This window comes from Kluyvera huaxiensis (assembly GCF_040149365.1).
GTDB lineage: Bacteria > Pseudomonadota > Gammaproteobacteria > Enterobacterales > Enterobacteriaceae > Kluyvera > Kluyvera intermedia_A.
This window is the reverse complement of sequence record NZ_JBEFLV010000032.1, coordinates 25,245-36,633: the sequence shown is the minus strand read 5'-3', so window position 1 is coordinate 36,633 and position 11,389 is coordinate 25,245. Positions and strand designations below refer to the sequence as shown.

Annotated in this window: 8 protein-coding genes and 1 pseudogene; all 9 read right to left on the bottom strand. The window is 55.3% G+C overall.

What is annotated here, in order from left to right:
* Nucleotides 1-194: 194 nt before the first annotated feature.
* On the bottom strand, nucleotides 195-1,205 hold the full coding sequence (locus tag ABOC97_RS22465; protein ID WP_349601915.1) for a methionine ABC transporter ATP-binding protein: 1,011 nt from the start codon (nucleotides 1,203-1,205) through the stop codon (nucleotides 195-197).
* 11 nt (nucleotides 1,206-1,216) lie between these two features.
* Entirely contained in the window at nucleotides 1,217-1,990 is a 774-nt protein-coding gene (locus ABOC97_RS22460; protein ID WP_234506879.1) for a MetQ/NlpA family ABC transporter substrate-binding protein, read from the bottom strand.
* 21 nt (nucleotides 1,991-2,011) lie between these two features.
* A pseudogene (locus tag ABOC97_RS22455) lies at nucleotides 2,012-2,675 on the bottom strand (methionine ABC transporter permease).
* A 9-nt stretch (nucleotides 2,676-2,684) separates the two neighbouring features.
* Entirely contained in the window at nucleotides 2,685-3,908 is a 1,224-nt protein-coding gene (locus ABOC97_RS22450; RefSeq protein ID WP_349601913.1) for an SfnB family sulfur acquisition oxidoreductase, read from the bottom strand.
* A 285-nt stretch (nucleotides 3,909-4,193) separates the two neighbouring features.
* A complete protein-coding gene (gene phoH, locus ABOC97_RS22445; protein ID WP_234506875.1) occupies nucleotides 4,194-4,982 on the bottom strand; it encodes a phosphate starvation-inducible protein PhoH in 789 nt (262 codons plus the stop codon).
* 524 nt (nucleotides 4,983-5,506) lie between these two features.
* Nucleotides 5,507-6,787 carry an iron uptake transporter deferrochelatase/peroxidase subunit gene (gene efeB, locus ABOC97_RS22440; protein ID WP_349601911.1) on the bottom strand — a complete coding sequence of 427 codons (1,281 nt, stop codon included), beginning with the start codon at nucleotides 6,785-6,787 and terminating at the stop codon, nucleotides 5,507-5,509.
* Between the two features lie 5 nt (nucleotides 6,788-6,792).
* A complete protein-coding gene (gene efeO / locus ABOC97_RS22435) occupies nucleotides 6,793-7,920 on the bottom strand; it encodes an iron uptake system protein EfeO (RefSeq protein WP_349601909.1) in 1,128 nt (375 codons plus the stop codon).
* Nucleotides 7,921-7,971: 51 nt separating this feature from the next.
* Nucleotides 7,972-8,805: an iron uptake transporter permease EfeU gene (gene efeU / locus ABOC97_RS22430; RefSeq protein WP_349601907.1), complete on the bottom strand. Its 834-nt coding sequence runs from the start codon at nucleotides 8,803-8,805 to the stop codon at nucleotides 7,972-7,974.
* A gap of 836 nt (nucleotides 8,806-9,641) precedes the next feature.
* Nucleotides 9,642-11,150, bottom strand: coding sequence for a sodium/proline symporter PutP (putP, locus tag ABOC97_RS22425; RefSeq protein WP_349601905.1), 1,509 nt, complete (start codon nucleotides 11,148-11,150; stop codon nucleotides 9,642-9,644).
* Between the last annotated feature and the right edge of the window lie 239 nt (nucleotides 11,151-11,389).

Below are 11,389 nucleotides of genomic sequence, written 5' to 3'. Positions count from 1 at the left end.
AGACGGCGAACGCAGTGAGCTGGCTGCCCGTCAGGGCGAGCAAAGCGAGTCAATCCCCGCCTCACCGCCATATTTTAAGAAGAGCTCGTACGCAAATACGGTTTTTTTTTCGCATGCTGCACGCCCCGACGGAGTGAGAAACCCGGCTTCATAGCAGAAAGCCGGATCCTGGCTCTAAAATAGCGCTTCTACAATCAAACTCCCCCCTGCACCGCAATCCTATCTGCCACCTGTTCGGCCAGCCGGAGCCTCTCCGCCGTCAGCGGGGCGTCGATACGGATTTTTAGCTGCCCCACCACGCGTCCTTGAATAGGCTCACAGCTGCTATAAACAAGCCTGCTCCGTCCACCCAGCACGCCAGCAATATCCCGCAGGTTTGGCTCCAACCCGTTAGCACCGTTGAAATGCAGCGTTACCAGCTGCTGGCCTTCGGTAAGCAGTTCCGCATTCTCCGCTCGCCCGTGATGCAATGTGCCCAGCATCCCTCGGGTGACTTCATGCTGAGGATCGCCAAACACCTGCCACACTGCGCCCTGCTCAACGATCTGGCCTTTTTCCAGCACCGCCACCTTATCGCATAGCGTGCGGATCACATCCATTTCATGGGTAATCAGGATAATCGTCAGCCCCAGGCGCTGGTTAATCTCTTTAAGCAAGCTCAGCACCGCCAGCGTATTTTCCGGATCCAGCGCAGAAGTGGCTTCATCACAGAGTAATATTTCCGGCTGAGTCACCAATGCCCGCGCAATGCCGGTACGCTGTTTTTGTCCCCCAGAAAGCCGGGAAGGCCAGCTATCGCGTAACGACTCCAGCCCCACCAGCCGCAAAATATCATCGACGCGGCGACGGCGTTCGGCGGCGGGAATACCCGCCATCCGCAGCGGTAGCTCCACGTTCTCAGCCACCGTTTTGGTCGACATCAGATTGAAATGCTGAAAAATCATCGCCACCCGGCGGCGTAAATCACGTAATTGTCCATGACCTCCGCCATTTATCGCCACGCCGTTAATGGTGATGTCGCCCTGGTCGGCGCTCTCCAGGCGATTAAACAGGCGCAGCAGGGTCGATTTCCCCGCACCGCTGCGGCCAATAATGCCAAAAATCTCACCGGCCTGAATATCCAGGCTGATGTCCTGCAACGCCTGAACGCCATTGGGATACGCTTTGCTGATGCCGTTAAGCCGAATGTGAGGATGCTGCGTCATCGCTTGTGCTCCTAAAAACCAGGGACAATTTTTCCCTGATAGCGGGTCAGGATAAACTGACGCACCGCGTCTGAATTCAGCGCCTTTGCCAACTTCTGAATGCCAGGGTCGTTAATATTGTCCGGGCGAGCCACCAAATATTCGACGTACAGACTTTTGCCTTTTTCCACAATCAGCGCCTTGTCGGTATCAATGCCTGCTTCCAGCGCGTAGTTGGCGAAAATAAACGCCAGATCCACCTGACTCACCGCGCGTGCCAGCATCGCCCCTTCGAGCGGGCGAATCTTGAAGTGATGCGGATTACCGGTAATGTCTTTTTCCGCCGACTGCGGATCTTGCGGGTTCTTCAGCGTAATCAACCCAGCTTCGGCCAGCAGCACCAGCGCGCGCCCGGTATTCACCGGATCGTTGGGGATCGCAATCGTCGCGCCATCCGGAAGATCTTTGATGCTTTTATATTTGGTCGAATAGGCACCAAATGGCTCAATATGCACACCCACTACCGGCACCAGATTGGTGTGTCGCGTCTTGTTATAATCATCAAGGAACGGGCGATATTGATAGTAGTTGGCATCAAGATTCTTCTCCGCCAGCTGCTGGTTAGGCTGGATAAAGTCGTTAAAGACCTTAACCTTGAGATCGACGCCCTCTTTCGCCAGCACCGGTTTCACAAACTCAAGAATTTCGGCATGGGGAACCGGCGTCGCCCCCACCACCAGCGTTTCATTGGCAACGGCGGAAAGAGAAAACAGCGCCAGCAGCCCGGCAATCACAGTTTTTTTCATCGTTTTATCCTGTTGATATTCTTATTTACGGCTCATTCGGCGTACCAGACGGTCGCCGCTCATTTGTAAAACCTGTACCAGCGCAATCAGCAACACCACCGTGACCGCCATGACGTCGGTTTGAAAGCGTTGATAGCCAAAACGGATGGCCAAATCCCCCAGCCCACCGCCGCCAATGACCCCGGCCATCGAGGTGTAGTCCACCAGCAATGGCGGTGACCGTCACCGCCGCAATCAGCCCGGAACGCGACTCCGGCAACAGGGTGTACCAGATAAGCTGCCAGGTACTTCCCCCCATGGCCCAACTGGCCTCAACCAGTCCGTGATCCACCTCGCGCAGCGAGGTTTCAACCAGACGGGCAAAAAACGGCGCACAGCCCGCCACCAGCGGAGGAATCGTGCCCTGCACGCCCAACGACGTGCCGGTAATCAAGGTCGTCAGTGGGATCATCACAATCAGCAAAATGATGAATGGTAATGAACGCATCACATTAACCAGCAAGGAAAGCACCCGATGTAGCAGCGGCGCATACAGCAGACGCGGCTGCCCCGTCAGATAGAGAATGACACCCAACGGCAACCCAATGAGCACCGTAAAACCCAGCGCCCAGCCCAGCATGGTGACGGTATCCACCCCGGCTTCCGCCACGTCGCCCCAGTCAATTCCGGCAAGAAAAGCGAACATCGTCTCTCCCTAGTTCCAGTCGTGACGAGCGGGACGCTTGCCGTTAAGCACCCAGTTGCCGAGCAGGTGATATTTCCAGCGCACCGGGTCATGCAGCGTATGCACGCGGCCATTGCGCCAGTGACGGTCAAAGTTGTAACGCGGATGCGTTGAGCGGGTACCGCCCAATTCAAACAGCCGTGTCGCTGCCTCCAGAGCGGCTTCGGTGGTAAAGATTTTGGCGCGCGCCACGGCGACAGAAGCCAGCGCCACCGTCTCTTCGCTGAGATCATGCTTGTAGCGGTCCAACACTTTACCCGCCTGCTCCAACAGCGCATCGGCGGCGGCCAGTTTGCTGTCGAGCGCGCCAATCTGATAAATGGTCAGCGGGTCATCGCCTGCCCGCTCCACGCTGGCATCAATCCACGGACGGGCAAACTGATTCACAAAGCTGACCGTGTCATTGAGGGCCGCGCGGGCAATCCCGGAGTCGATAGCCGCCGTGGTGAGCTGCGCAAACGGTCCGGCGAGCGTCGGGGTGTCATACGATTTCCAGCTGGGGATCAGGTTGAACGCCTCGACCGGCAAATTCTCCACCAGCACCGTGCCGCTGGAGGTGGTGCGCTGCCCTATGCAGGCCCAATCGTTGACCACCGTCAGCCCCGAAGAATGACGGGGGACAAACGCGAGCTGGGCGCGCCCATCCTCATCCAGCGCCAGCACCCCCAGCCAGTGGGCATACAGCGAGCCGGTGCAATAGCCTTTACGGCCATTGATTCGCAGGCCATCGGCGGTTTTGGTCAACCGGGTCTGGATATCCTGCACCGTCTTGCCGCCGGTCTCCGACAGCGCGTTAGCAAAGCGATGACCGGCCAGCGCCAGTTCAAAGAAAAATTGCTGCTGTTCCGCACTGCCCTGCAAACGAATATCTTCCAGCAGGCAGTAGTGGTTTTGCGGGATTTGCCCCAGCGCCGGGTCCGCCGTCGAAATAATGGCAATCACCGCCGCCAGCGTGGCCGCAGACACTTCTGCACCGCCAAACCGACGCGGCACGGTAATCCCCCACAGGCCGCTGTTGGAGTAGGTATTGACCACTTCCGGCGGAACAAAACCGCTGAGATCGCGTTCAGAAGCGCCAGTCTGCAGAAATGCGGCAATCTCATGCGCAATACTGATGGCCTCCTCATCGCTGGTAATGCGGTGGGCATGAGGAGCGTGTTGTGTGTAATCTGGAGCGTCCTGGTTTACTGGCATAGCATCGTCTCTTTTCACGTTATCCGTACAATCAATTGCAGGTATCCATCTGATATTTATTCATATCTATTTATGGAATGAATTATCACTTCTTTAACCCATTAGGTTATATGTGTTGATAGCAAGGTTTATGCCAGCTTGATGTGCGTTATTTTTCAATACGTTAGGATTAATGACGAGCGATGGGCAGTATGAAATACAACAACTGAGGCAGCAGGCTGTTGCATTTACAACAGCCAGAAACAACAAAGCCCGGTTTCCCGGGCTTTGCAGAGGTGATAACGCTTAGTAATAGGCATTCAGCGTGCGCTGGCAGAGCGCCGAGCGTACGCAGTCGTCTTTGGTAAAACGTACAATCCCTATCATCTCATCTTCTTCGAAGCGGGCCATCGCATCGCTCAAGCCAGACTGAACGCCGCGCGGTAAATCACACTGGGTGATATCGCCGTTGACGATGACCGTGACGTTCTCCCCGAGGCGGGTTAAAAACATCTTCATTTGCGACGCGGTGACATTCTGAGCCTCATCAAGAATGACCACTGCATTTTCAAAGGTACGTCCGCGCATATAGGCGAACGGCGCGATCTCTACCTTACCGATTTCAGGGCGTAGGCAATATTGCATAAAGGAGGAGCCCAGTCGTTTCACCAGCACGTCATAGACGGGACGAAAATACGGGGCGAATTTCTCCGAAATGTCTCCGGGCAGGAATCCCAGGTCTTCATCAGCCTGAAGAACGGGACGCGTAACGATGATTTTATTAACATCCTTGTGTATCAACGCCTCCGCAGCTTTCGCTGCGCTGATCCAGGTTTTGCCACAGCCCGCTTCGCCTGTAGCGAAGATCAGCTGCTTACTTTCGATAGCATTCAGATAATGGGCCTGAGCTTCATTACGCGGAGTAATTGGCGAGTGGTCGCGGCTGTCCCGCGCCATGCCTATCGCTTCCACGCCACTCATCTGCACAAGCGAGGTGACCGATTCTTCTTCACGTTGTTTGTGGCTGCGTGAATCACGTCTCAGCACACGTTTTGCTTCGCGATGAGCTTTGATCACTGCTTTCTGTCTTCCCATGGATAGCACCTTGAGTTGTTGGTTTACATCACACGCGCTAAGAGCAGCACGATTATGCGCACGAACGTCTGAGGTTTGGCTTCCTTGTAAGCCATAGCAACTGCCTGCCGAAATGATGCCAATGCACGGCTACGCGCAGCAGACATGGCATCGTTTACTACAAGTTGAATTCTGCATGGGGGAAAAATTGGGGTGACGAAATCGCTGCCGGAGATGGGGCCTCCGCGCTGGATGGTGCGGGTTGAGGTACTGCTTAGTCCAATCAAGGACGCTACCATTCGCGATCTCCATAGTGAAACTACATCACTGTCGGGAACTACCGCTCTACTTATTATTTACACCATAGAGCGCAAATCATGCAACATAAAATTTACATAAATATAACTATAGTTCGTAGAGATAGCATCTGACACTTATGTGGCAGTTTTATGTCAATACGGGGAGAAATGAAAAAAAAGTGCTGATTTCTGGCGATATTCTTAAGTGTTGGCAATTCCCGACGGCGCAGCGCCGCCGGGACATACTCACGCTTCCAACAGCGTGCTACCCAAATAGGCCTTTTCAGACGCCGCCCCGGGCAGCACGAAGAAATACCCGCCGCCAATCGGCTTCACGTACTCCTCCAGCGCTTCACCATTGAGCCGCTTCTGCACCGTCAGGAAGCCTTTTTCAAGGTCATGCTGATAGCAAACGAACAGCAGCCCCATGTCGAGCTGGCCGGAGTTGGTCACGCCAAGCGAATAGCTATAGCCACGGCGCATCATCAGGCTGGACTCGGTCTCTTTGGTGCGCGGGTTAGCCAGACGAATATGGCTATCCAATGCAATCACGTCCCCTTCCGGGTCGCGACTGTAGTCCGGCACATCGTGCTCAAGCTTCATCCCCAGCGGCGCACCGCTGTGCTTATCGCGGCCAAAAATGGTCTGCTGCTCTTTAAGCGGCGTACGATCCCAGAACTCGACGTGGAACTGGATAATTCGCACCGCCTGGTAGGAACCGCCCAGCGCCCACGCTGGTTCACCCTGCTCGCGGGTGACCCACACCACCTCGTCCATCAGCGTTTTATTGCTGCCGTCGGGGTTGGCGGTGCCGTCTTTAAAGCCCAGCAGGTTGACCGGCGTCTCTTTGCCCTTGCTGCGCGCCGCGTGGTCGGAGATAAACCCTTCCCGTTTCCAGCGCACGCTGAGCAAATCCGGCGTGTGCTTGATGATATCGCGCAACGCATGAATCACCGTATCCTGGGTATTGGCACAAATCTGCAGCAGCAGATCGCCGTGACACAGGGCGGCATCGAGGGAGTCGTTGGGAAAACGCGTCATTTTTTGCAGCTTTTTCGGTGCCTTATCGGCAAGCCCAAAACGCGTATCAAACAGCGAATGACCGACGGAGAGCGTCATGGTCAGGTTATCCGGGGCGATATAGGCCCCGAGAATACCGGAATCCATTGGCGGCAGACGTGGGTTTGGCGTATCCGGTGCCGGGCCGCCTTTAGTCAGAAACGCAATCCGCTCGGTTAACAAGCGTAACAGACGCTCCAGGTCGCTTTTATCCGCAGCCAGCACGTCAAATGCCACCAGCATCATTGCGGCCTGTTGCGGCGTGAGTACGCCCGCCTGATGTGCGCCATAAAATGGCTGCGTTTCCATGCGGCTATTGGCGTTAGCCGCTGGCGCGTCGCTGGCTTTCGCCGCGTGCGCCATCGGACAACCGCCGGAAATCGCCAGCGCGCCTCCCAGCGCGCCGATCCCTTTTAATAAACGACGACGTGATGGTTCATTCAGGTCGTCAATCTGCTGCTTTGCCATGGTGCTTAGTCCAGACCCAGGATCCCACGCAGCTGCGCCAGATCTTCCGCCAGTGTGGTGATCGGCCCTTTCAGCGCATTGCGGTCAGCGTCGGTCAGTTTGTCGTAGGTTTCATACCCGTCTTTGGTGCGGTACTTCGCCAGAATCGCGTCAACTTTCTTGAAGTTGGCATCGACTTTCGCCAGCAGCGCGCTGTTTTCTTTTTGCAGCTGTGGACGCAGCAGGTCAACAATCTTCTGCGCGCCGTCGATGTTGGCCTGGAAATCCCACAGGTCGGTGTGGCTGTAGCGGTCTTCTTCACCGCTGATTTTGCTTGCTGCCACTTCTTCGATCAGGCCAGCCGCACCGCCGACCACTTTTGATGGTGGGAACGCCAGCTCGCTGATGCGTTTTTGCAGCTCCAGCACATCGGTATTGAGCTGGTCAGCATAGTGCTCCATGCCTTTGACGCTGTTGTCGCCAAACAGCGCTTTTTCCAGACGGTGGAAACCGGTGAATTTCGGATCCGCCGCTTTCTGCTCGTAGTCGTCTTCACGGGCGTCGATGCTGCCGTCAAGATCAGAGAACAGCTCGGCAATCGGTTCAATACGCTCGTAGTGCTGACGGGTTGGCGCGTACAGCGATTTGGCTTTCTCGATATCGCCGGCTTTTACCGCGTCGGTAAAGGCTTTGGTGCCTTTTACCAGTTCAGCGGTTTCGGCGGTCACGTAGGCTTTATAGGCGGTAATGGCGGCACCGAGATCCAGCAGCGCATTGGCTTTTGCCGCATCTTCGGTGGCTTTGCCTTTAACAATCAGCTTGCCTTTCGGGTTGGTCAGCAGGCCGCAGGTCATGTCGTATTCACCCGGCTGCAGGTTAGCGGTCATCTTCTGGGTGAAGCCCGGCGCGATGTTTTCACGCTCTTCCACCACCATCACCCCTTTGAGGATCTCCCACTCCAGCGCCTTCTGGCTATGGTTCTGGATGATGAACTGGGTTTTACCGGCGTTGACGGTAATCGACATCGGTTCACACTGTTTGTCGTTTACCGTTACTTTAACCTGCGGAATATCGGCAGCCTGTGCCATAAACGCGGTCGAGAAGAGTGCGGCAATGCCCGTCTGCAACGCGCTGCGGCGGAAGTTCTTGGTCATGTTCCATCCCTTTCAATAAAGTTTGTAGTCACTAAGCAACCGTTATCAGCCTTATGGGGCGATACGTGATGTTGATGTCGTTGCGCGCGGCGGCCAGAAGAACAGCACCAGCGCAGGAATCAGATACAGGAAATAGACCGCCACTTCGCTGACGCTCGGCGCTTCCTGATAACCAAAGATGCCTTCCAGCAACGTGCCGAAAAGCGAATGCGTCGTCAGGGTGCCGCTCAGGTCGAAAGCGACATCCTGGAAAGCGTTCCACAGCCCGGCTTCATGGAAGGCGCGAATTGCCCCCGCCGCCAGACCTGCCGCCACCAGCAGAATAAACAGGCTGGTCCAGCGGAAGAAGACGCCGAGATTCAGGCGGATACCGCCCCAATACAGCAAGAAGCCCAGCACGATGGCCGTAGCCAGTCCGAGAATTGCGCCCAACGGCGGCCAGATACCGAGATCCTGCTGGAACGCAGCCAACAGGAAGAAGACTGATTCGAGCCCTTCACGCGCCACGGCGAAAAAGACCATCATTATCAGCGCCCAGCCGTGGTTATTGCCCTTTTGCAACGCGTTATCCACCGCCTGCTCCAGCTGTTGTTTGACGTTGCGGGAGACCTTACGCATCCAAAACACCATCCACGTCAGAATGACCACGGCGACGACCGCCACCAGCCCTTCAAACAGCTCCTGCTCTTTTTGCGGGAATTCGCCGGTGGTTTCGTTAATGAAGATACCCAGCCCTAAGCACAGCGCGGCAGCGAGGATCACGCCAATCCACATAACGCCAATCCAGCGACCGCGTTGAGTGCGCTTCAAATAGCTGGCAATCAGGCTGACAATCAGCGCCGCTTCCAGCCCTTCTCGCAACATAATGAGAAAAGGAACAAACATGCAGACATCCTTAAATGTGAAACGCCGTCAACTTTTGCAAAGACAGGTAAATGTGAGTGATAGTGATTATCATTAAGCCAAAAAGAAACACAAGTGAAATGTGTGGGAAATAATGACGAGATGTAAAAGGATAGCGAATAAATAGTTGCGCTAATTATCACTAGCAGACTAAGGCGGGAATACACAAACGCACAATCAGCATAACGCGGGGAGTTGCGCACCCAATTCCGTTCAGATTCGCAGCCGGTTGCGCTCCTTGTTTATCTCATGCCCTATAACCTGAGTGGCGCAAGGGGCGGACAATTGCCCTGCCCCCTGCACCCCCGCGCTCTGGCGGCAGAATCGCCGCTGCGCGGTACCCTCAACTTATGCCTTCCGGCTTCCGGGTCGGGCGCGAGGTAACATCCCTGTAAAACGCGCCCTCAGCCCACATCCCTGTGGGCTGCCCCGGCCTCCAGACAACGCTTCGGCGATTCAGACGCCACCCATGCCGCTGTAGTCTTTTCGCTAAAAGCAAAAATCGAAGTCGCTGGAACCGATGAGTCCCCGCTTGAAATCGGTGAGCCGAGAATGGAAGACAAGGTCAGTACGCCAGGGATGGCGGACTGAGGCGAACCGAGACAGGATGTCGAGTTTCGACGTGCCGCAGGCTGGAGTTCGCAGGCGAACGCAGTGCGAAGCACCGATTTCACCGCGGGGCCGCGGGGATTGCAAAGGGGGGCGCGGCGCCCCCCTTAGCCCGTTCACTGATGCTAATGCTTCATATTCTACAAAACATAAAGTGAACGGAGTTTTATGCTTAACTAACCAGCATTACGCCCTCAGCGGGCTTGAGCTTACTCTTCCTGCAAACGCGACGGCGGTGCCGAGTGATAATGCGCATCCGCTTTAGCAAAACGCTCCTGCATACTGGCCGATGGCGCCTTGCCCAGCAGACTGAACACCACAATCCCGATGCTGCCAAAGATAAAGCCCGGGATGATTTCATACAGTCCCAGCCAGGCAAACTGTTTCCAGATAATCACGGTCAGCGCACCGATAATCATCCCTGCCAGCGCACCGTTGCGGGTCATACGCGACCACATCACCGAGAACAACACTACCGGTCCAAACGCCGCACCGAAGCCTGCCCATGCGTAGCTCACCAGGCCCAGCACGCGGTTTTCTGGGTTTGCCGCCAGCGCAATAGCCACCAGCGCCACCACCAGCACCATAAAGCGCCCTACCCACACCAGCTCTTTCTGGCTGGCGTTTTTACGCAGAAACGCTTTGTACAGATCTTCGGTAATCGCACTTGAGCACACCAGCAGCTGGCAGCTTAAAGTCGACATTACCGCCGCCAGAATCGCGGACAGCAGGATACCGGCAATCCATGGGTTAAACAGAATCTGCGCCAGCTCGATAAACACGCGCTCGGCGTTTTGACTCACCGGGCCTGCCAGCGCAGGGTTGTTCTGGAAGTAAGCAATACCGAAGAAGCCTACCGCCACCGCACCGGCGAGGCAGAGGATCATCCAGGTCATGCTGATGCGGCGTGCGTGGACGATGCTGTGGTGGGAATCTGCCGCCATAAAGCGCGCCAGGATATGCGGCTGACCGAAGTAGCCCAGACCCCAACCCATCAAGGAGATGATAGCCACGAAGTTCAGCCCTTTGAGCATATCCACGTTCTCAATGCTCTTTTGCTTAATCACTTCCAGCGAATCACCCATGCCGCCGACGGCGAAAATAACCATAACCGGCGTCAGGATCAGCGCGAAAATCATCAGGCTAGCCTGCACCGTATCGGTCCAGCTTACCGCGAGGAAACCGCCGATAAAGGTATACAGAATGGTCGCGGCGGCACCGGCCCACAGCGCCGTTTCGTAGCTCATGCCGAAGGTGCTTTCAAACAGACGCGCCCCCGCTACGATGCCGGAAGCACAGTAAATGGTGAAGAACAGCAAAATCACCAGCGCCGAGATAATACGCAGGACGCGGCTATTATCTTCAAAGCGGCCGGTAAAATAGTCCGGCAGCGTTAAGGCGTTATTGTTGGCTTCGGTGTGTACGCGCAGGCGTCCAGCCACCAGTTTCCAGTTGATCCACGCGCCAGCGGTCAGACCGATGGCAATCCAGCTTTCCGAAATACCGGCGATGAAAATGGCTCCCGGCAGGCCCATCAGCAGCCAGCCGCTCATATCAGAAGCACCAGCAGACAGCGCAGTCACGAATGGCCCTAAACTGCGGCCGCCAAGAATATAATCATCAAAGTTTTTGGTGTTACGCCAGGCGAAAAAGCCAATGAGGATCATGCCAAAAATATAAACAAGAAAGGTCACCAACATCGGTGTGCTAATAGTCATTACAGTCTCCAGAATTTAAACCTATCCCGATAGGCTCTTATTTATCGGCAATATCCCAGTTTGCCGTTTTTATCATTGCCGGAACGGGGCAATAATTTGAGGCGACCGTATCCTGACGGAAGCTGAATTTTTTCACAAATGATTTAACACTGCATTTACATTGAATGCATCACTGCAATCAGAGCATTTTTCTATAGGTTGCACTCTCTCACGCTTTTTCAGGTTGCACCACGAATAAG

Coding starts and splice junctions, on each gene's coding strand:
- ABOC97_RS22465 (WP_349601915.1), bottom strand. CDS start 1,205: ATGACGCAGCATCCTCACATTCGGCTTAACGGCATCAGCAAAGCGTAT.
- ABOC97_RS22460 (WP_234506879.1), bottom strand. CDS start 1,990: ATGAAAAAAACTGTGATTGCCGGGCTGCTGGCGCTGTTTTCTCTTTCC.
- ABOC97_RS22450 (WP_349601913.1), bottom strand. CDS start 3,908: ATGCCAGTAAACCAGGACGCTCCAGATTACACACAACACGCTCCTCAT.
- phoH (WP_234506875.1), bottom strand. CDS start 4,982: ATGGGAAGACAGAAAGCAGTGATCAAAGCTCATCGCGAAGCAAAACGT.
- efeB (WP_349601911.1), bottom strand. CDS start 6,787: ATGGCAAAGCAGCAGATTGACGACCTGAATGAACCATCACGTCGTCGT.
- efeO (WP_349601909.1), bottom strand. CDS start 7,920: ATGACCAAGAACTTCCGCCGCAGCGCGTTGCAGACGGGCATTGCCGCA.
- efeU (WP_349601907.1), bottom strand. CDS start 8,805: ATGTTTGTTCCTTTTCTCATTATGTTGCGAGAAGGGCTGGAAGCGGCG.
- putP (WP_349601905.1), bottom strand. CDS start 11,150: ATGACTATTAGCACACCGATGTTGGTGACCTTTCTTGTTTATATTTTT.